Genomic DNA, 21,844 nt, shown 5'->3' on the forward strand with positions numbered 1-21,844 from the left:
TCGGTAAATTTGCCAATGGTGTTAATCTTACAACCAATTCAGTCATTGCTACGAAGTTCACAGAACGATTTCAGTTTTGATACTAAACTTACGAGAACGACTTCAGTCGCTACTACAAGCATTGAATGTGAGTTGGGAAGTTTTTAGTTTTCATTCTTGTCCTGAATGGGCTGTTATTTTAAGCCGAGAACCTTAATTTTATCCTTTTTGCCTTGGAGGGCTTTTAACTTGCGACGGTGACGAGATTTGCTATTCATGAGGTTTTTAAGGAAAGTTTGAAATCCATCAACGTAGGTAAATAAGACGGGGACGACGATTAAGGTTAAGAGGGTGGAGGTGGAAAATCCACCAATAACGGCGATCGCCATTGGAGAACGGACTTCGCCGCCAGCCCCAATTTCCAGGGCGATCGGCATCATTCCGGCAACGGTGGAAAGGGCGGTCATACAAATCGGGCGTAATCGGGAAACTCCCGCTTCTATAATTGCTGGAACTTGTCGCATTCCTTGTTCTTGATTGGCGAGAGTGCAATCGACTAACAAAATGGCATTTTTGGTAACTAATCCCATTAGCATGACAATTCCAATTAAGGCAAAAAGTCCTAATTCTTTTTGGGTAACCAGGAGTCCGAGAAGTGCGCCCCCAATGGAGAGAGGGAGGGAAACCATAATGGTTACGGGATGCAAAAAACTGTTATACAAAAGGACTAAGATAGCAAAAATCGAGAGGACAGCTAGTCCTAAGGCCCCCAAGAAGCGTCCGAAAATTTCTTGCATAATTTTGGCATCTCCCGAAGATTGTTGTTCAACCCCGGGAGGGAGTGTCATCCCCGGTAGCACTTCAACTTTTGCGAGAGCATCGCCGAGGGAAATGCCTTGTAAATTGGCTTCAATGGAGACTTGACGGGCGCGATCATAGCGATCGATTTGGGCTGGACCACTGCCCAGGACGATGTTAGCAACCGCAGATAAGGGGACTAAATCCCCGGATTGACTAGGAATTTCCAGATTACCGATCGCCTTGAGGTCATTGCGATAGCTTTCCGATAACCAGACTCGGATGGGAATTTGCCGATCGCTTAACTCAAATTTAGCCAAATTCGCCTCATTGTCCCCCAAAGTTGCTAGGGATGCAGTCCGGGCGATCGCCTGCACGGATACCCCTAAATCTGCGGCCCGTTGGGGGTCGGGTTTAATCAAAATCTCCGGTTTAACCACTGATGCACTAGAGGACACCTCTACCAATCCCGGGACTTCGCGCATCTGTCGTTCTAAAGTATCCGCAGCCTCTTGCAAAGCTGTGGGATTCTCACTTTTTAACACAATTGATAAATCTTTGTTGCTTCCCCCCGCCCCAGCAGACTGGAAACTAATTCTTGCACCAGGAATTTTGGTAAACTCTTCGCGCATTTGTTGCTCAAAAGCTTGTTGGGAGACCTCCCGATCCTCCTTTGGCAACAAATTTACATACAATGTACCCCTATTCAGTTCCCGAGATGAACCGCCACTGCCCACCGTTGCCAGCACACTTCCCACCGCTGGATGTTGTTGTAACAGGGCGATCGTGCGTTGGGCTGTGCGATCGGTCTCCCGCAGAGTAGAACCCGGAGGCAGTTCCACATTCACCGTACTTAACCCGGTATCCCCACTATTAAACAAACCCTTAGGAATATAAGGCACTAACTGCAAACTGCCCAGGAAGAAAGCGAACGCAATTAACAACGTAATCGCCCGATGTTTCAGCGCCCAAGTGAGAGCCGTGCGATAGGGCGTAATTTTTCGACGGGGGGAATTGGGCATTTCCTCCGATGCGGTTCCCATTGAGTTCTTCTTACTTCTGCGTTTTTGGCTTGAGGAGTGCTTGTCTTTGAGCAAATAGGCACTTAACATCGGCGTCATTGTAATTGCCACAAAGGTTGAAAACATGGTGGAAACCGAAACCGTCACCCCAAAGGGTCGGAAAAACTGACCGGGAATTCCTCCCATAAATGCCACGGGCAAAAACACCGCCACAATAGTTGCTGTAGTTGCTAACACCGCTAACCCAAGTTCTTGGGCGGCATCTATTGCAGCTTGATAGGGTCTTTTCCCCATGTTTAAATGTTGGTCAATATTTTCAACCATGCAGATTGCATCATCGACTAAATTTCCCACCGCCAAAGAGAGAGCCAGCAACGTCATCCCATTGAGGGTATAATCCACGAGCCGCATCACCATAAAGGTGGGAATGATTGACAGGGGTAACGCAACCGCAGTAATCAACGTGGCCCGCCAATCTTTTAAAAATAAACCCCCCACGCCAACCGTTAGGAAACAACTGATTACCAAGTCATCAATGGAAGCTTGATAGGACTCACGAATCTCATCGGCGCGGGTAAAGATTAGTTCAAATTCGATATCATCCGGTAGGGTTTTTTGCAGTTCCTGGATGCTTTCTCGGACCCCTTCCTCCACAGTAACCAGGGTACTGCCGGTACTCCGCAACACGGAAAAGGCAACCACGGGGGTGGCAATTTCCCCGGAGTTGGTGGCTTGAGGTTGGGTATTGACACCCTCTTGAACGGACCAGAATCGGGCGCTTTGTTGGGGTTCGGCGAATCCATCAATAACGTTAGCGACACTTTCCAGGGGAACCGCTTCCCCGGAAGGGAGGACAATGCGGTTTTGTCGCAATGCTTCGACGGTTTGAGCCGAACCAAGGGTGCGAATGGTGTTTTCACTGCCGCCGACTTGGGAACGACCCCCAGGGAGGTTGATATTTAAGCTGCGAATTTGGTCGTTAATTTGGGTGGCGGTAATGCCCAAAGCTTTGATACGAACCGGGTCGAGTTCGATGAGGATTTCGCGGTCCACGCCACCAATCCGATTGATTTGAGCGACTCCGGGAACAGCGAGGATAGCGCGAGCAATGGGGCGATCGACTAAATCGCTCAATTCTTCCACACTGCGGCGATCGGACCGCAGGGCGTAGGTAAGAATTGGCCCCCCGGCAAAGTCGAGGCGGCTCACGATGGGGTCGTTAATATCTTGGGGTAAGTCTTGGCGAATTTGAGCGATCGCATTGCGAACATCATTGGTGGCGCGATCGCTATCGGTTCCCAAAATAAAGTTAATCGTAGTCGTGGATATCCCATCGGTGACGGTGGAGATGAGTTCGTCAATATTCCCTAACCCAGCAACCGCATCCTCAACTTTTCGGGTCACCTGGGTTTCGAGTTCCGTCGGTCCTGCACCCGTTTGGGTGACGGTAATACTCACGATGGGAATATCAATATTGGGATTTTCATCAATACCCAACTGACCAAAGCTCATCCAGCCCACCACTGTCAAAATGAGAAACATGACTAGGGTGGGAACGGGGCTTTTGATAGACCAAGTGGAGATGTGAAAAGACATGAGCGGATCTAGGGTGTAGTTTCAGGATAGGGGTGGATGGGGGAGATGGGGAGGATGGGGGAGATAGGGAGGATAGGGGAGATGGGGGAGATAGGGAGGATGGGGAGGATGGGGAGGATGGGGAGGATGGGGAGGATGGGGAGGATGGGGGAGATTTCCTCGTGACTTGGCTTAAGCGAGTCATGTAATCTGGAGGCTCTGCCTCCAGTACAGGATCAGGCGGCAGAGCCGCAAGATGTGCGTATCACGGCAGAGCCATGATACGAGAGATACATGAGCGGTCCTCCCCATCACTCCCCATCAACCAAGGACCAATGACAAATTACCAATGACAAATGACAGATCTAAAGCTCAACCTGGGGAGTCGGAGTAACTTCCTCAGCAATGCGAATGCGATCGCCATCTTTCAGATACGCAGCACCCTCGACTACCACGCGATCGCCTAAAGATAAACCGCTTTTAATTTCCACGCGGGTGCTACTGAGGTCCGTGGGAGACCCGGAAGCCACCTCTCCCACTTCTACCGGCTGTGCCTGCACAATATCTTCCCCCACTAAGCGATAGACGATCGCCGAACCATTGGCTTGCGGCAAGACGGCTTTTCCAGGAATCGTAATCGATTGCGTCGCACTGGTGGTAATTCCAGCCCTTAAAAACATCCCGGGCCTCAAAATTGAATCCGAAGGCAAACTGACTTTAACCGTTGCCTGACGGCTTTCTTCATCAACCAAGGGAGCAATTTCCCGCACAGTCCCTGCTACCTTAATCCGGCTATCCGCATCGGAGGTTACCTCAACAGGTGCACCAATTTTGATTTGGGATAATTGAGTTTCGGGAATTTTGACCTGGAGTTCGAGTTGACCGTTAGCAATAATCGAAAACAGTTGTTTTGTATTACTGGTCACATCCCCAACTCGGGCGACTCTTTCAGCGATAATCCCCGCTTTTGGTGCGCGGACCACGGTGCGTTCTTGTTGGGTTTCCACCTGTTGCGCCCGGGCTTGGGTACTGCGGAGGCTGGCTGCGGAACCGTTGGCATTAGCGCGGGCACTGTCTAGTTGCGATCGCGCGATCCGGACGTTGGCAATGGCGCTTTCCAGTCGGGCTTGAGCGCTGTTAACGTTGGATTCAGCACTTTGCACCCGCGCCTTGGTGATCTCAATGTTGGAGTTGGCGCTGACAACTCGGGACCTCATGCTGGCAATATTCGCCTCACTGCTGGCAATCCTAGCTTCAGCACTTTTAATATTAGCCTGGGCGACCCGCACCCGTTCTCGGGCGTTGTCAGCCGCTGTGCTGCGGGTTTCCAATTCTTGGGTGGAAACGGCCCCGGCTTCGGCTAATTGTTGATAGCGATCGCGTTCTCGTTCGGCTTGGGCGAGTTCGGCTTGGGCTTGGGCGAGACTGGCGCGGGTTTGTTCGAGTCCCGCTTCGGCTTCAGCTTGGGCAGCCACTGCCTGGGAAACCTCTGATTTGGCTTCGGAAAGAGCTGCCGTAACCTGTCCTGCCCCGGCTTCCACTTCGGCTTTGGCGGCGATGGCTGTGGCAACAGCGGCTTCGGCTTCCGATTGGGTGGCAAGGGCTTGGGAGACGGCAGCTTCGGCAATGGCGATCGCCGCTTGTCGGTCTGCTACAGTGGATCTAGCTGAGTCGATTTGAGCCTCGGCTTCGGTGATTTGCGATCGCTCTACGGCATCATCGAGGATTGCCAAAACCTGCCCCGCTTCCACTAAATCTCCCTCATCCACTAAGACTTGCTGGATTTGCAAGCCGGATGCTTGGGGCAGTACCGGCAAAAGGTCGTAGGCTTGCACAGTTCCGGTGGCATCTAGGGACCTTTCTACTCGGGCGCTTTCTGCGATCGCTACGGTGACGGTTTGATTGGCAACAGGTTGGGCATTCGGCGCTTCTGCCGCCACTCCCGAAGAATTCGCCGCCGTTTTTTCCTGGGGTCTATTCAGTAGCTGCATTCCACCGACGGCGATCGCCACCCCAATCCCTATCCCCACCATCAGTTTTTTCCAGTCGCTCGTTCTTGGGGGGGCGGCATCGCGAGTTGTGCCAAGGGCAGACTCCTCTGAATCCTCTGAATCCTCTACCGGCTCCAATTTAAGACCAGACTCTTGAGGCAGCCTCCCTGAGTCTTGAATGTCTGGGTTTTCCATTGTGTCCTCAGTCTCCGCTTGTGAGAAAGCCCCTTTCCTCATTTTCCCCCCAAGTCTTTAGCGTAATAATTTTTAGCATTTGCAAAGAAACATTGCAATTTGTTTCATTTCTTAAATTTTAATAGACTTTGTTCTCTTTAGGGATGTCATTTTTACTACAAACCTCCATTTCCCCATGTTCCCCTATTGCAAATTATCTATCAGCAATTTAGGAAAAGTTGAAAATGCCCGAATTGAGAATCAATTCCCACTAAAACTACTGCTGAAAGCATTTTAGGTCTTTAAACAAAATTGAATTATAATAATAAGTCTTTTTTTTGCATATTTTTCTCATTCCGTAATCTGGGTCAGAGAAAAAAGCTGCTTCCCCTCTAAAAATGCTGGAAGTGAAACAGAAGGGCAATATAACCATAAACTAGGGAATGGAATAGTCCAGCCCAAAACCATCGGAACCCACCAGGGAAAGGGGGAGAAGAACGGCTGTAAGAGAACCGTCCTCCGAGGAAGCGTGGATCCAAAGCCTAGCCTTGTAGGATCAGGGGAAGAGGAACGGGACCCGGACTCGGACAAAACCCGCCCAACTTTTGATGACAAGATAGACAAAGATGGGGTAAATAAAAAGAAGAACCATCTGCAACTCCTGCAAACCCGGGAAAATAGAACTCTGCAAAGCGCGAGTACCAACTATGCTCAATACCACTGAACTACTGATCGACAACTTTGTGCACAAGCTGAGGGAAGGCTACCGCAGAACCTACGGAGGATATAAACCGGACTACGAGGATATTATTGCCTGGGCGGGGAGCATGGCCCTAGAGAATATTGCCAACAGTGATGCCCTGTACCACAATGTCGAACATACCATTTTAGTGACTTTGGTGGGGCAGGAGATCATGCGAGGCAAGCACATCCGGGAAGGAGGGGTGTCTTGTGAAGGATGGCTTCATTTCATTATTTCCCTAGTCTGTCATGATATTGGCTATGTCAAGGGCGTGTGCCGACAGGACAACAATGGATGGTATGCCACGGGACAAAATGGGGAAATGATTAAGCTCAAACCGGGTTCAAGCGATGCAGGACTGACGCCGTATCACGTCGATCGCGCCAAACTGTTTATTGACGAACGGTTTGGGGGTCATAAACTGATTGATGCTGAAGAGATTAAGTACAACATCGAACTCACCCGGTTTCCAGTCCCGAAAGCCGAGGATCACCAAGATACGATTAACTATCCTGGGATGGTTCGGGCGGCAGATTTAATCGGACAACTGAGCGATCCGCGCTATTTGAAGAAAATCGGCGCTTTGTTCTATGAATTTGAAGAAACCGGCACGAATGCGGTGCTCGGCTATAAGCATCCGGGGGATTTACGGAAGAACTATCCCAAGTTTTATTGGAATGGGGTTTTCCCCTACGTCAAAGATGCCTTAGAGTATCTGACGCTCACCCAGCAAGGAAAACAGGTGATCGCCAATCTCTACTCTAATGTTTTTGTGGTCGAACATGAGAGCGCCCAAGAGCAGCCCGAGTAATAGGTGAAACTGGGACAGAACAACTGCTGTGACAAGCATTGGAGTTGCAGAGGGGTTGAGCCTGGAGAAGGGGGCGATCGCGTGATGGAATGAGGTGGATTCTCCACGAGGTTTCGCCTCATCCCATTAAAATAATGAGGCAAGATGTCTAGTGAAAGCCCCTCTTGATTCATGAAACAAGTTTTTTCACCGTTCCAACAGTTTTTACTAACTTGGCTACTTATGTTAGCGGTGGGTTGGGCTACCCTGAGTGCGCTCAGTTATGTTGGAGAAGCGATCGGGATTCTGGTTACTGCGGGGTTGATTGCCTTTTTACTCAACTATCCGGTGAGTCGATTGCAAACCGTTGTACCCCGTGGGATTGCGGCGGTGGGGGTCTATTTGCTGGCGGGTTTACTGGTGTTGGTGCTGGCATTGACGGTGGTGCCGCCAGTCTTTAATCAGGGTCGGCAATTAATTGACAACTTTCCTGCCTTGCTTAAGTCGGCACAGGACCAATTAGGCGAATTTCAGACTTGGAGTGAGCAACGCAATTTGCCTTTTGATGTGGGGCTGGTGGGGCAACAGATCGGGGAACGAATGCAGGGACAGGTGCAGGCGATCGCCTCCCGAGGGTTTGGCTTGGTCCTGGGAACCGTGAGCTGGTTCTTAGATGGCGTGCTGATTCTGGTTATCTCATTTTATATGCTCCTGGATGGGGACCGTTTGTGGCGCACCCTCACCTGGATTTTCGCCCCGATTATTCGGGATCAACTCACGGAGTCTTTGCAGCGAAATCTTCAAAAATTTGTCTCAGGACAATTGCTGCTAGGGTTATTTATGGCAGTGACCCTGACTCCGGCATTTTGGGCATTACGAGTCCCGTTTTTCCTCTTATTTGCGGTATTTATTGGCATCATGGAAGTTATTCCTTTTGTGGGGGCAACGCTGGGGATTGGTGCGGTTTGCCTGATTGTGGCGTTTATTGATTGGTGGTTGGCTCTGCAAGTTTTAGCCGTGGCGATCGCCTTGCAACAGGTCAAGGATAATATTATGGCTCCTCGGATTATGGGCAGTCTCACCGGATTATCCCCAGTGATTATTTTTGCCTCCCTGCTGTTAGGAGCCAAAGTTGGAGGATTGTTAGGGATTATCCTGGCGATTCCTCTGACTGGGGTGATCAAAAGTATTGTGGAAATTGCGATCGACCCCACCTCACCCCCGCAAACTGGGAGTTTCTTCAACAATATCCTCAGTCCAGAACCCCCGTTACCGCTACCGGCAGAAACGGCAATTCCCCTAGGCGATCGCCTCCCCGATTGACCCAATCCCTCACTCCCGTTACCGTTCCACGCTCCGAGGGTCCAGCGCATCGCGCAACCCATCCCCCAGTAGGTTAAACGCCAGTACGGTCAAAATAATTAACAGGGCTGGGGGCCAGACTAACCAAGGTTGCAACAGCAAAATTGAGGCATTGGTAGACAGGGAGAGCATATTCCCCCAGGAAGGATCCGGCTGCTGAATTCCTAACCCAATCAGACTCAGCACCGATTCGGCGACGATAAACCCAGGAATCGAGAGGGTTGCCGCAATAATCGTATAGGTAGCCGTCTGGGGGATGACGTGCCGGACAATAATGTAGAGCGGTTTTGCTCCCATTGCTTTCGCCGACTGGACAAATTCGCGCTCTTTAATGGACAAAACTTGACCTCGAATCACCCGCGCCAGTCCGGACCAACTCACAAAGGAGGTAATCACCACAATTAAGATAAACCTTTGGGCGCTGCTGATTCCAGCGGGTAAAATCAGGGTGAGGGTCACCAAGAGATAGATGCTGGGAATGGTCATCAACACTTCCACCAGGCGCATTAAGATGCTATCGACGGGGCCGCCAAAATACCCTGAAATCCCGCCCACAATCGTTCCTAGGGGAAAGGAAATCGAAATACCAACTAACCCGATAAATAAGCTAATTCTCGCCCCGAGGACCAAGCGGCTGAATTGATCGCGCGCTTGATCGTCGGTCCCTAGCAGGTTTAAGGGTGCAGGTCCTGTGGTACCCAACAGATGAATGTCTCCGGGAATGAATCCAAAGAGTTTATAGGCGGGTCCTTTGACAAAGAGTCCGATTCGGGAAGGTTGCTCAAAATCGACGATCAATTCGCGATCGCCGGTTTCTAGGTCGATCGCCCCTTGGCTGGTTGGATAAACATGGGGACCCATAAAGGCTCCCGTGGTTTGATTCCGCCAGTAAATCTGTGTCGGTGGCAACAGCGCCCCATTCGCCTGGGAACTGTAAGCATCATAAGGGGCAACAAATTCCGCCGCGATCGCCCCTAAGTAAAAGACCAATAACAAAATAGCTCCTAACCGAGCCAAGGGATTCTTTTTTAACTTTTTCCACCAGTTCATCGTATTTTTTAGGTTTTTACGGTTTAAAGAATCGAAAATAATAGAGCCAAGGGAGCATCAGCACTGGCGCTCAAGGACGAGATTGCTTCCCTCTCATCCTCAAGAGTGGCGATATCTTTTGTCCCCCTCAATCATCCACTGTCCATAAAATTAGCAGAAAAATGACAAACAAACCCACCTGTAAAGGCAAGCGGATCGACCCTACCAACAGCAGGGGGATACTCACTAACAATGAAGTCAGCAACCAAGCCAGGTAACTGACTACTAACATGACAATCACAGACATAATGACAATTTAAGGAAAATAATCGAGAGGGCTATCAGATTTTGGCATTCGTTAACATAGAAAGCAGCAATATCGATAATATCGATTCACCTCTTATTGGCACATCGAAGACCTAGGGCCTGGTCGTTACAGTAGGGGTTAGAAACCGGGTTTCTTGACCCAATCTTGGTCTGCTTTGTCACCAAGAAAGGTTCACAAACCCCCTTCTGGTCCTCTTTTCTCTAATCCCTAACCAGAAGCCCTAGAGAATTGCAAGCTGAATTCCACAATTAGGCAAAAGGAGGGTAAAACTATGTTAACAAATGGCATCAATCTCTGGAAATGGACCGGTACGATCGCCTTAACCTTTGCGTTCAATGTCCTTCCCGCTTTCGCCAATTCGGCCAATTTTAAACCCATAATTTTATCCCGGGGATTTCAATCCAGTAGTGGAGTTGTCTCGGGTTTTACAGGGGGTTCTATCTCGCTTCCTGCCGTCACCACCGTGCGCGATCGCCAGAACCAACTCTGTCTAGGATTCGGAGATCCAACTCCGGATCCTATCATGGAATTACGTGCTGACTTTCCCGAGTTAACGGTCGAAATAAAGAGCAGAGATCTGGATACCACCTTAATTATCCGAGGACCCGATAATACCTTTCGCTGTGGGGATAATACCGAGTTAAGTCGGGACGCCCAAATCACAGATACAGGCTGGCCCCAAGGGACTTATCAGATTTGGGTGGGCACGAAAGAAATGGGAGTTCGCCGCCGCTATCGACTTTCCGTTTATGAGTAAGGGTCGGGTACAGCGCCTTGAAAGGAAAATTAACTCGGGAAAATGTTGAAGCGGTGACATTTCCCCCAGAAAGCGGCTTCGGATCCAGGGGCGATCGGTCGGATTCGTCTAAGCACGGTACAATAAGAATTGGTCTATTTGCCGAGAGTGCTAACGAAGCGTGCTAAATACCCTTGTAGCTGACTTCCAAATTATCTTTGAGCGTGACCCAGCGGCACGCAACTGGCTAGAAGTTTTGTTTTGCTATCCAGGTTTACAAGCGCTGCTGTTTCACCGTGTCGCCCACTGGTTACACCAAGTCGGCATTCCCTTCATTCCGCGCCTGATTTCTCATCTGGGTCGCTTTTTCACCGGGATTGAAATTCACCCCGGCGCGGCGATCGGTAGGGGAGTTTTCATCGATCATGGCATGGGAGTGGTCATTGGCGAAACGGCGATCGTGGGCGATTATAGCTTGATTTATCAAGGGGTCACCCTCGGCGGTACCGGGAAAGAGTCCGGCAAGCGTCACCCCACCCTCGGGGAAAATGTTGTTGTTGGTGCTGGTGCCAAGGTGCTGGGTAATATCCAAATTGGCAATAATGTCCGCATTGGTGCTGGTTCTGTGGTCCTGCGGGATGTTCCTTCGGATTGTACCGTAGTCGGCGTTCCCGGTCGGATTCTCTATCGTTCGGGGGTTCGAGTCAACCCCTTGGAACATGGTCAATTGCCTGATTCAGAAGCATCGGCGATTCGCAGTTTACTCGATCGCATTGAAGCTCTCGAACAGCAAGTTCAAGATATGAAACCCCAGAAACCTTCTTTTGTGTTAGTCGGTGCCCGTTCTGAAGAGTTCTCTTTAGAGCAACTCCCGCCGAATTGTAACCTTAATAATAAAGCGATTCAGGAGTTTCTGGATGGGTCAGGTATTTGACCCCCTGCAAATCCTCTCAAAACCGATTCAATACTACGCTACGACTCATCAATGCCCGCTTCGGCGGGCTATTTTTATGGAGCAAAACCCTACACCCTGAAGGGTGCGGCTATACGGACAAAGCCCGAGAAGCGCGGGCTAGAATATATCAGTTTTGGGTTTTAATCGGGAAGCGGTGACAAAGGCGACAGTCCCGCCAATCAGTCCCCAAATCAGCCAAAAACCCTGATGATATCCTTTGCGTTGGGCAACCCCTGCGGCGAGGAGTCCCATGATACAATGCGCGACTGCTAAGAAGTATAAAATCGGTAAGTTCGCTTGGATGGTATTGAACAAGGCGATCGCCCTCTCACGCTTAACGACAACTGGAGTTTAAGGATAATTTCGGATGCGATGCCAGTTCGGTTTTGACCGACGGCGACTCAATCCATAAGCATCATCTGTCGTTCATTCTATCAATTTTCTGGATTGAATACAATCTGAACATCAAGATTTAAACTCTTTTTACTCGAAGAATTAGGGATGCGACTGCGGACGGGATTTGGTGCAGTCGCATCCATTGCATCGGAGATTACTCAGCAGTGGTGGATTTTAAGACGCGATCGAGAATATTTCGCGCTTCTTCCGCTTGGTCTCTCGCCGCTTGATAGCGCTGATTCGCTTGGGCAAAGGTTTTTAGGGTTTTAAACCCTTCTTTAAGATTGGCAATTTCTTCTTCAGTAACAGGGCGGTCCTGAAAGAGAATATCGATTTGCTCACGCACTTTGAGCGCCTCGGCATGGGACCTATCCACTTTTTCTTTGAGGGTGACCAAACTGCTAAGAATTTGGACCGCTTCTGTCAGCGCATCATCGGTGCTTTCATCTAAGCTGTCGGGCTCTTTCACTTCAATAAATTCATCGGGGCTAAATCCCTCGGAGAGTTTGTTAGAAAGTTTGGGGGGCAGTTTCCCCTCATCCATCATTTCGAGGAGTTGATCCATTGCTTTGTCACGGGCTTTTGTTGAATCTTTGCCCGCAACGGTCAAGATAATTTCTGGAGATTGGGCGATCGTGTACTGAACCATAGTTTTAAGCAGGAACGGTTATAGATGATCTCATGAAAGACTCGCGACGCCCGGGTAACAATTAGAAGGTTTTCGGTCCTACCTAATTAGAGGGCGATCGCGATAAACCCAGGGAATGAGGTCCAGGAGAGATGGGGCAAAATCTAAACTAGATTGACCGAATAATTCCTCTCATTGTCGCCAACAATTATGGGTTTTCTTATTCTTATTTTCTCATATTTATTGCCCATTTTTCCATTTTGTTATATTTTTTAAAATATCTTTAGGGTCTCCGACCGACTCTCCAACCCTCTTCTCAAAATGGTGAACTTTGTCTGAGTCTGTTTCCGTCTAATCCGCTTATAGCTAGTTCACTCACCTTAGCCCCTTTCCTTCTTCCCCTTTGGCCCAAGGCCCAAACGTGAGACGCTTGTTGAGCGAGAGAGAAAGCAAAGCAATCCTTCCTCTTGCTCACGCAGAATGAGGAAATCCCCGGGATATGCTCCCACCCATTTTTGCTCGAAAAAGTGTCCCATTCATCGAGATAATCAGCAAATGAACCCAAGGTAATCAAAAACAGGCTGTCCTTCCCCCTGCTCTCGAAATTTTATACAATCCCCCTCCTCCATCACCCCCTAAAGAGGCTGGCAGAAACTTCAAGAGTGTCTGGATCTCCAAAATTTTGCCAGGGAATTAAATTGAAAATCGTCTTTACATTGATGTTTTTCGCTTGGGTTAATCAATTAGTAAAGTAATATAAAATTTTCACTCAATTAAACAAATTTTAAAGCCAGTATGAGCATTTTGCTTGCTTTTTGCTGCTACAAGAAAGCAAGATGCTCTCACTCCTCTGTCCCGAAAGATTCAAACTCGCTGTATATATTTTAAAAATTGAAAAATCAGAACAAAATTAAATCATAAACAGCAGCCTGACCGACCAAGCACAATATTTAGTGCGAAGCGCTGCCAAAATTCTCAATGCGCTCATCCTCAGCGCGTCTGTCTGAGGAGTGACTCGGTACTCCAGGCGACCCGACTCGGGATAAAAAATCCCCTGCCAAAAAGCGCTTCTCTACGCTGGGGAATGATCCCAATAATTCCTGTCTAACCTTTGACTCGAAAGGAATACGACTCCCTAACCGGCTTAAATTTTTATAAACAATCTGCTGGTTTTCAGTAGCCGATGAGCATCAAGTTTGTGAAATTTTCATAAAGAAGGTAAAAAAACGCATAAAAACCCGAGGCTACTCCTAGAGATAGATATAGAATCCTATTAAGATATTTTGCTCATGTACTTACAACTCTCAGGAGAATTCATCCCACCCCTGTTCAGGGAAGCGTTTTTTCATCGAGTCCACCCTGCTTTTAGCCCTGACCCGATGTACCCAGCCCCATCGCACCACGGCGATCGCTTTCTTTAATCGCTTCCCACTCACCACTTAAAAAGCAGATGGACAGCCAAAATATTCCACATCTTATCCCCACGTTCCTGTCGTCGAAGACCCTGCGACTTGAGCAAATTTGCCAGTCCAAGTTTCAACCCCGAAACTACTTTAACGAAGTGGCTATGGAGGAACTCGCCGCTAGTATCAAAGAACATGGTATCCTTCAGCCCTTACTCGTACGCCCGATGCCCGGGAATCAATATGAGTTAGTCGCTGGAGAACGTCGGTATAAAGCCGCTCAAGCCCTGGGATTAACGGTAGTGCCGGTAACAGTCAGGGAAATGACCGATCCGGAGGTTCTACAGTACGCCTTAGTCGAAAACTTACAACGGGAGGATTTGAATCCCGTTGAAGAGACGGAGGGGATTTTACAATTGCTGGAGATGCGCCTGCAAAAGGACCGGGACTGGATTATCTCCCTGCTCAACTCTATCGCGAATGGCAAGCGGGGACTTACGGACGGCGCTGTCCGTAATCGAGAACTTACGGACGGCGCTGTCCGTAATCGAGAACAACAGTTGATTCAAGACGTGTTTGCCACCATCGGCAGACTCACGCCTGAATCGTTCCGAACTCATCGCCTGCCGTTGCTGAAACTTCCTCCAGAACTGTTTGAAGCGCTTCGCTATGGCCGGATTAAGTGGACCAAGGCGAAGGAAATTGCCAAGTTAGAGTCGGAGTCTGAGCGGTTGGCACTCCTGGAACGGGCGATCGCCCAGTCTCTGAGTCTGCGACAAATTCAACAAATCGTCCGAGAGAAAAAAACACCCCGAAACTCAGCGCAACAACAACGCGAGGTGGAAGGACTTTTGCAACAATTTACCCACTTTAAGGCATGGGACAACCCAGATAAGCGCTATAAAATGGAGTCTTTGCTCACGGAGCTAAAAGAACTCCTCACAGAACAGGATTGAAAAAATTCGGGGTTAAAGTAAGACAAGTATAGTTAAATTTTATCGTCATAAGCAAGGGAATAATTTGCTGCCCAAAATCCCTAGGCAAATTATTCCCTTGTCAATTTTTGTGAAAATTAAGGTTATTTCTTATTATTATAAGTCTTTTAAAATTAGTGGCTCGGTTAAAATAAATTCCCCTCCTTAATTCCCGATGAACCCTTTACCTGTGAAGGAAAGAGGGGATTCTTCTATATTTTTATATAAGGAGTGGTAGCATCTTGCTCTCTACGGCTATAAGGGAGCAAGATGCTACCACTCGTTAATTGTAGTGTCAAGTTTTCCTGTAAAAATTGAAGCGAATTCAACTAGATTAATTTCACACCTGAAAATGGACTGTTTAAAAAATTTTCAATTTATTGTTTAATGTTTTCGCTTAAGATTAAGCGCTACAAAGAAAAGAAATAATATTTGTTAAGTTTTGTAAATCAAGAAAATATCCTGGCTCTTTCTGTTAGTATAAGAAGGCCAGGATATTCCTGAGTGTGAAATAAGAGATGCAAGCTCTTGATTCCACTGTTCCGTATCTCATCATACATTATGAAAGCAAAATTCGCCATTACGTCAATGTTGACGGCTGCGGCAGTTGCGATCGCGGCAACTTTCACCCACCAGCAGCCCGCTCAAGCCAGTACAAGGTTTGTTTGTGCTCGCTACATTAACGGCCCCCTCACCGGCAGACCTGTTACGGCGGCGGTCAATGACCAAACGGGTCGAGCCATTCCTGTAATTAACTGGGTTTCTGACTATTTCGATGCTTCGGGCTATACTCCGGAACGCCGGTGTCAGGAAGTTTCGGCGCGGTTCCAATCGGCTTATGTGAGTGGAGGGCTCAATTTCGTCACCACCGGCATGAGGAACGGTCAACCCGTGATTTGTACTTCCAGTGCGTCGGGGGGACCTTGTAGCGATATTCTCTACACCCTTAAACCGGGTGCTAATGCCAGTCAAACGTTGCAACAACTGTTTGACATCCAAATGGGTCGTGCTGGGGCTGGACCGCTGTATGAGTCCGAGTCTCGTCCCTACCTGGATATGACCCGCTTCCTGAGTGAAGCCCCCTCTGTTGCCCCGAGTGATTTGGATCTCGGAACAGCAAATAGTGGCCCTACCAGCTCGCCCGGAGCCACTCAACCGGCAACAACCCAACCTAGTGGCGGGATGGCTTGGTAAATCTGATGAATGATTGGCGTTTAGTGACGCTGAGTGCTTGTATTGGCAGTTTGTTTACCTTACTGCCAGTACCGGCATTTTCTGAGGGAACTGTGAGAGTAGATCTCACCCCCAGCGTCTTACCGGAATCTGTTTCTAATAGACTCTCCACGGAACAATTACAACAGTTGGCCCAATCGATTACGGTCAAAATCTTCTCGGGCGATCGCAATAATGGTTCGGGGATTGTCATTCAACGGCAAGGACAACAGTATAGCGTGGTCACCAATGAACACGTTTTAACCCTGGGAGCTCCCTACCGGATCCAAACGCCAGATGGTCGCTTTCATGAGGCGACGGTCGCCCGAGGGTTTAATTTCAATGGTCAAGATTTGGCGGTGTTGGAATTTAGTGCGAATGGGGAGTATGCCGTAGCATCCCTTGCCGACGCTTCCAGTTTAAATGTTGGCGATGATGTGTTTGCGGCGGGATTTCCCTTTGGCGCGAATCCCGATCGCCGCCTGGGTTTTGTCTTCACTCAGGGGGAAATCACCCTGTTAAGCGATCGCGCCGTCAATGGAGGGTATCAGATTGGATATACCAATGACGTTCAAAAAGGCATGAGTGGCGGTCCGGTTTTAAATCGGCAAGGTCAGGTGGTGGCGATCAACGGGATGCACGCCTATCCCCTGTGGGGAGATCCTTATGTCTTTCTGGATGGCACAAGACCTGATGCAGCTATCCGCGAAATCATGACGAGATCGAGTTTGGCGATTCCGATTGAGACCTTTAGACAAGGGGCGATGGGATTGTCATTTCCCCTAGAAACGCAAACCGCTAAACTTAACCCATTTTTGCCTCCTTTGGAGTTAGATTCTTCCCCGGCAAGCTCTGGGATGGGAGATTTGGTCCCCTTGGACAATTTCCATGAGGAAAATCTGCCTGCGGCCCCTGTCGCCCCCGGTTCTGGGTGGTCTACTGAGTTTGGGGAATTGGTTCCTTTGGACCAATGGGAAAGCGGAAATCCGGTGCGATCGCAGATGCCTTTCCACGAGTCTGAGTCATTCCCATCTCACTCCATTTCCCCCACATTGGAACAATCTGATCTAGGGCCCAGTGAGGGAAATTCCCAGCCCGGAAGACTCTGGTAAAGCCTCTGTAGGAGAGAAGTGGGAAAGTCAGGGGTTGCAGTCATTTTGAGGACATACTTTAGGCAAGTCAGATCAATCGGGTGTGGGGAATTCCCGTAAGAATGAGTCTAAAGCATGGGTGGATTGTGACTGCATCCTTCCTACAGAAAAGTACAGTTGATGTGGTGTAGTGAATAGGTGTAACCATGAGATTTGAATATGCACTTCAAGCCGCCTTGTTCGGGACTACTGCTGCACTGGTGATCATGCAGTCGCCCATAGCCAATGCTTTAAGCCGGGAAGAGGTTCAGACTATTGCCCAACAGATTACAGTTAGAATTGAGTCCGGCGCACCTCCTGGTTCAGGGTTTATTATTGCTCGGGAAGGGAATACTTACTATGTGCTGACGGCATGGCACGTGGTCCAACAAAACGATGAATATCAAATTGTTACCGCTGATGGAGAGAGACATACTTTAGTGGTGGAGGATTATACCACGAAGGTTCAGAAAATTTATGAGAAAGATTTAGCGGTTTTACAGTTTACAAGCGATCGCGATTATCAAACTGCCCGATTAGGGAATTATGATTTGCAAAGAGGGGAAAATGTCCTCGCGGGTAGAACTGATTTGGTATTTGTTTCCGGTACTCCCTTTGAGGGACAAGAAGTGGAACAAGCGCCTGTTGAAGGCGATCGCTTGTTGAGTCCGGGGCTAAGAATGCCATTAGATATGGCTTCTGGACTAGCTAAACAATCCATTGAAGAAGGGTATCAATTGTTTTATACCAGTGATACCTATCCCGGGATGAGCGGTGGGCCTGTTTTAGATTCCAATGGACGAGTGATTGGCGTTCATGGGCGATCGGAAGGGGAAACACTCGCTGAACAAGAATCTGGAAGCAGTGACTTTCGCGTAAAAGCCGGGTTTAGTCAAGGAATTCCGATTTCTGTCTTTCTGGATTTTGCAGAGGAAGTCGGCATCCAGCGATCGCAACTGACCGTAGAATCCTCAGCCCCAACTCCCCTCGAACAACAAGATATAGGTTCCTTAGAATCGTTGTTTATCCCCAAGGCAGGACTCTCTGATTCCCGGGAATGGGTCAATCATGGCAATAAACTCTGGCGATTAGCCAATCTGTATCAATATTACGGAGATGCTCAAGCCGAGCAACTGAAACAGCGCGCATTCCAGGCTTATAATAAAGCCGTGGAACTTAGCCCCAATTTTTATCAAGCCTGGTATGGTCGGGGTAATTTGTTGTTTGAATTGGGAGAGTTTAATGATGCCCTCACTTCTTACAGTCGCGCTATTGAAATTTTCCCTTATGAGGAAAAACAGCAAGAATTTGAAACCTTGGGTCAGCCGACTAACGCCGAAGAACAACAACTATTAAATGCCCTCAATGGGGAATTGGGATTTTATGCCACTTTATGGCGATACAAAGGAATAATTCTCTCCAAGCTACAACGTCACGAAGAAGCAGTTAAAGCTTTTGATAAAGTCAATGAAATCCAGGAATTTGATTACATTTCCTGGGATTTGCGAGGGATGTCTTTATTAGCTTTGGGTGAAAATGAGGCCGCCTTGGAATCCTTTGATCGCGCCCTGCTGATTAATCCCGATGAATATTCCCATGCCTGGATTCATCGAGGTCTCGCTTTAGGGGGGATGAATAATTTGGAAGGGGCGATTCAAGCTTACAATCGGGGCATTCAAATTCAGCCCAATACCTATCAAGCTTGGATGAGTCGGGCAACTCTCATTAATGAATTTTTGCAGCAAAATCCAGACGACCCATCGGCGTTGGATCGGGCCCTGGCAATTCAACCGGATGAACCTGATGTATGGCATCGGCGAGGGTGGGGTCAATTAAGTTTACAAAATCATCAGGATGCGATCGCAGCTTTTGAGGAGGCGATCGTTAGCAATCCAGAAGATGCCGCCGCTTGGACTGCGAAAGGGATGACTTTATTGATGGAAAACCGCTATGACGAAGCAGCAGATGCCTTTGCCAAAGCGCATCAACTTGACCCTAATAACACCTACCTCCAGGAAGTTCGCGATGCCATATCCGACTTAGAGGATAATCCCTAATTCGCGCCTGCGATAGGTGTTCAGGTTGAGATACACACCACCAGAAACCGGGTTCTCCCTCTAATTTATTGGAGCTAAGTAGATATTTTATAAAGAAACCCGGTTTCCCCTCTCTATATAGCTAGTCTAAATCCTTGTGACAACAAAATTCAGGGGTGGGAGCATTTTACTCCCTACTACAACAAGGGAGCATCTTGCTCCCTTGAGGAATTGTCCAGGTTATTTAGTGGCGCTATAGTTACTATCCCCATTCCCTAGTTTTCTCCTTTATTCTGGGTCCCCTAGTCCGTAAATATTCAAGCGGCTTTGAGGGTACATTATCCCATCAATCTGGGGAACACCAGGAGCGCCTGAGTGGCAAAAATATTCTCTCCATTATCCCTGCAAATTTGTGAGGATTGAACCCTTGAAAGCGATCGCCTTGTTTCTATTCAGCACTACCTTACTCCATCCGACCCCCCTCCTTGCCAATTCCCTGGAAGATACTGCCACTTTATCCCCTCTTTTGGAGAGGAATTTGGATTTAAAAGCGGATGAAATTACCCCCAAAATCATCACAACGCGGCCCACTTTACCGATGATTCCCTTAGCCGATAATTCGGTCAGCGAAACACCGGCGATTGCTAACCCATTTAACCGCTCTTTATGGGCTCAAACTCCACAGTTAATCGCCCAAGACCCTCCCCTAAGCGAACCCCCCTCACCGCAAACCACTGAAAGTCCCGCAGAAATAGAAGAGTTACGGCAAGAGTGGCGATTGCCTTTACCTCCGACAACCTTCGTTCCCATCGAACCGCCAACCGCTACAATCCGGCGGGGAGGTGGGACTCGGGTTGCACCGGGTTCCAGTTCCATTTCCCCCACCGCCTTTGGTCCTGGATTGGGACAATTTTTCTGGGGGGCTGGATTTCAAAATAGAACTCGATTTACCGACTCTGCCGATGGCACAATTTCTACAGGATTTGGACTAGGAAATCCCCGCCGAACTGTGGGACTACAAACGACCGTCACGGTCCTAGATTTGATGTCCAATAGAAATGACGATGATGGCTTTATGAAACGAGGTAGCATCAGTTTCAAACTCCATCGCCTACTGCCCAATAACTTTGCAGTGGCGGTGGGAGTTGAAAATGCCATTGTTTGGGGATTTACCGATGCAGGAACCAGCACTTATGGGGTTGTGAGTAAAACATTTAGCCTCCGTGAGAATACAGAAGAACCTTTTAGTCGAGTGACGGTTTCTCTCGGCGTGGGGAATGGTCGGTTTCGCTTTGAAGATGACTTCAATAATGATGTAAATACAGTGAATGTCTTTGGCAGTGTTGGGGTGCGAGTTCACCCCCAAGTCTCTGCGATCGCTGACTGGAGTGGTCAAGATTTAACCCTGGCTGCTTCGATTGTTCCTTTCAAAAATATTCCCCTCGTCTTCACTCCCGCCATTGCCGATATTACCGGAAGTGCAGGAGATGGTGCTCGCTTCCGATTGGGAGTTGGGTATAGTCACTTTTTCAGCTTTTAAGTCGGAGCAATTCCCTAAATTTATGAGTATTAAAATCTTCTCATGGCGTCACAATATTCGCTTATTCCTTGGGGCTATTCTAATTTTAGGCTTCATCCCCGGTTCCGTTCATGCTTTTAGTGATGAAGTCCCCCCCGACTCGGTCATAAGCGATGAGCCAACCCCAACACCCGAAACTGAAAATAAGGACCCAGAGGAGGAAACTGAAACACCAATTGTACGACCCGAAACTATAGCGCCACCCGAAAACAGCCCGCAGCCCAATATTGATACACCAGGAGATACACCGGGAGAAACGCCAGGAGAATCTCCTGGAGACATAACACCTAACCCAGTAAACCCTACCCCAACGATCGAAGCGGGTCCGGATATTAATCAACCCAACTTACTGGAAACCACGGCAGAAACTGAAGGGGAAACTGCCGTAGAAATCCCAGGAGAAACCAGCCAGGAACCTACACTCACAACAACGGAGGAAACTCCTGGAGATGGGGGACAAAGTACCTCGGGACCTTCCATCAATCCCCCAATAGACTCTCCCACTCTTGAATTTGGATTCTCTCCGGACCAGCCCACTACAGGCAATGACATAGGAGATATTATCGACATCTCCTCACCCCTGGGAGAGCTTGGTATCAGTGTAGGAGAGTCCGGTTTCCAAGGAGGAGCGGGTGAATCAGCCGTAGAAAATATACAAAATATAGTAGCTGGAGCTTCGATCAATAGTGAAAACTTGAACACCTTGGTTCAAGGGTTGCTAGAAATACTAGGTGCGCCATCCCGAGAGATAGCCGAACAATTAGTGAGAAGCTTGCTTGGACTGATCAAAGATGGTAAGGTTGACCCCAAACGGTTATGGGCTTCGGTTAATGCCTATAATGCGTTTATTGAGGCGAGTAGTCCAGAATTTTTGGAAAATCCTCCGATTGAGTTGGTGATGATTCGAGCCATTTTATCGGATTTAGTCGAGGCCGCGATCGCCGCTGATATTCGATCGCGCAATTAAACGGCGATCGTCAGGGGTAATTCATCAATTGCCCCTGT

At 48.6% G+C, this 21,844-nt stretch carries 17 protein-coding genes; 11 read left to right on the forward strand and 6 right to left on the reverse strand.

Annotated features, from left to right (window positions below; translation table 11 throughout):
* Positions 1-173 precede the first annotated feature (173 nt).
* Positions 174-3,395, reverse strand: coding sequence for an efflux RND transporter permease subunit (locus NG792_RS05805; RefSeq protein WP_261234818.1), 3,222 nt, complete (start codon positions 3,393-3,395; stop codon positions 174-176).
* Positions 3,396-3,427: 32 nt separating this feature from the next.
* On the opposite strand from NG792_RS05805, the gene NG792_RS05810 reads away from it, so the two are divergent.
* On the forward strand, positions 3,428-3,583 hold the full coding sequence (locus tag NG792_RS05810; RefSeq protein WP_261234819.1) for a hypothetical protein: 156 nt from the start codon (positions 3,428-3,430) through the stop codon (positions 3,581-3,583).
* A 156-nt stretch (positions 3,584-3,739) separates the two neighbouring features.
* Here the strand turns inward: NG792_RS05810 and NG792_RS05815 are convergent, their stop codons facing one another.
* Positions 3,740-5,560, reverse strand: coding sequence for an efflux RND transporter periplasmic adaptor subunit (locus NG792_RS05815; RefSeq protein WP_261197847.1), 1,821 nt, complete (start codon positions 5,558-5,560; stop codon positions 3,740-3,742).
* A 686-nt stretch (positions 5,561-6,246) separates the two neighbouring features.
* On the opposite strand from NG792_RS05815, the gene NG792_RS05820 reads away from it, so the two are divergent.
* Both NG792_RS05820 and NG792_RS05825 read left to right on the forward strand, forming a co-directional pair.
* The gene (locus tag NG792_RS05820) at positions 6,247-7,092 is read left to right on the forward strand and encodes an Npun_R2479 family HD domain-containing metalloprotein (RefSeq protein WP_261234820.1); all 846 of its coding nucleotides are present in this window, start codon (positions 6,247-6,249) and stop codon (positions 7,090-7,092) included.
* 171 nt (positions 7,093-7,263) lie between these two features.
* Positions 7,264-8,394, forward strand: coding sequence for an AI-2E family transporter (locus NG792_RS05825; protein WP_261234821.1), 1,131 nt, complete (start codon positions 7,264-7,266; stop codon positions 8,392-8,394).
* A gap of 18 nt (positions 8,395-8,412) precedes the next feature.
* On the opposite strand, the gene NG792_RS05830 is transcribed toward NG792_RS05825, so the two are convergent.
* Complete coding sequence (locus NG792_RS05830) at positions 8,413-9,483, reverse strand: ABC transporter permease (RefSeq protein WP_261234822.1); 1,071 nt, start codon at positions 9,481-9,483, stop codon at positions 8,413-8,415.
* Positions 9,484-9,610: 127 nt separating this feature from the next.
* Positions 9,611-9,769, reverse strand: a complete 159-nt coding sequence (locus NG792_RS05835; protein WP_261234823.1) for a hypothetical protein — start codon at positions 9,767-9,769, stop codon at positions 9,611-9,613.
* A gap of 292 nt (positions 9,770-10,061) precedes the next feature.
* On the opposite strand from NG792_RS05835, the gene NG792_RS05840 reads away from it, so the two are divergent.
* Positions 10,062-10,547: a hypothetical protein gene (locus NG792_RS05840; protein ID WP_261234824.1), complete on the forward strand. Its 486-nt coding sequence runs from the start codon at positions 10,062-10,064 to the stop codon at positions 10,545-10,547.
* A 160-nt stretch (positions 10,548-10,707) separates the two neighbouring features.
* Positions 10,708-11,460: a serine O-acetyltransferase gene (cysE, locus tag NG792_RS05845; protein ID WP_261197853.1), complete on the forward strand. Its 753-nt coding sequence runs from the start codon at positions 10,708-10,710 to the stop codon at positions 11,458-11,460.
* Between the two features lie 138 nt (positions 11,461-11,598).
* On the opposite strand, the gene NG792_RS05850 is transcribed toward cysE, so the two are convergent.
* Positions 11,599-11,796 (reverse strand): hypothetical protein, encoded by a 198-nt coding sequence (locus NG792_RS05850; RefSeq protein WP_261197854.1) that lies wholly within the window; start codon positions 11,794-11,796, stop codon positions 11,599-11,601.
* Between the two features lie 235 nt (positions 11,797-12,031).
* Complete coding sequence (locus NG792_RS05855; protein WP_261234825.1) at positions 12,032-12,526, reverse strand: hypothetical protein; 495 nt, start codon at positions 12,524-12,526, stop codon at positions 12,032-12,034.
* Between the two features lie 1,429 nt (positions 12,527-13,955).
* On the opposite strand from NG792_RS05855, the gene NG792_RS05860 reads away from it, so the two are divergent.
* The 6 genes from NG792_RS05860 to NG792_RS05885 all read left to right on the forward strand — a co-directional run bounded on the left by NG792_RS05860 (position 13,956) and on the right by NG792_RS05885 (position 21,806).
* Positions 13,956-14,864 (forward strand): ParB/RepB/Spo0J family partition protein, encoded by a 909-nt coding sequence (locus tag NG792_RS05860; protein ID WP_261234826.1) that lies wholly within the window; start codon positions 13,956-13,958, stop codon positions 14,862-14,864.
* 579 nt (positions 14,865-15,443) lie between these two features.
* A complete protein-coding gene (locus tag NG792_RS05865; protein ID WP_261234827.1) occupies positions 15,444-16,076 on the forward strand; it encodes a COP23 domain-containing protein in 633 nt (210 codons plus the stop codon).
* Between the two features lie 5 nt (positions 16,077-16,081).
* Positions 16,082-17,206 (forward strand): S1 family peptidase, encoded by a 1,125-nt coding sequence (locus NG792_RS05870; RefSeq protein ID WP_261234828.1) that lies wholly within the window; start codon positions 16,082-16,084, stop codon positions 17,204-17,206.
* 185 nt (positions 17,207-17,391) lie between these two features.
* Positions 17,392-19,281 (forward strand): tetratricopeptide repeat protein, encoded by a 1,890-nt coding sequence (locus NG792_RS05875; protein WP_261234829.1) that lies wholly within the window; start codon positions 17,392-17,394, stop codon positions 19,279-19,281.
* A 391-nt stretch (positions 19,282-19,672) separates the two neighbouring features.
* Entirely contained in the window at positions 19,673-20,800 is a 1,128-nt protein-coding gene (locus NG792_RS05880; protein ID WP_261234830.1) for a hypothetical protein, read from the forward strand.
* Between the two features lie 22 nt (positions 20,801-20,822).
* The gene (locus NG792_RS05885; protein ID WP_261234831.1) at positions 20,823-21,806 is read left to right on the forward strand and encodes a hypothetical protein; all 984 of its coding nucleotides are present in this window, start codon (positions 20,823-20,825) and stop codon (positions 21,804-21,806) included.
* Positions 21,807-21,844: the final 38 nt, after the last annotated feature.

The organism is Laspinema olomoucense D3b, from assembly GCF_025370785.1.
In the GTDB taxonomy this organism is placed as follows: domain Bacteria; phylum Cyanobacteriota; class Cyanobacteriia; order Cyanobacteriales; family Laspinemataceae; genus Laspinema; species Laspinema olomoucense.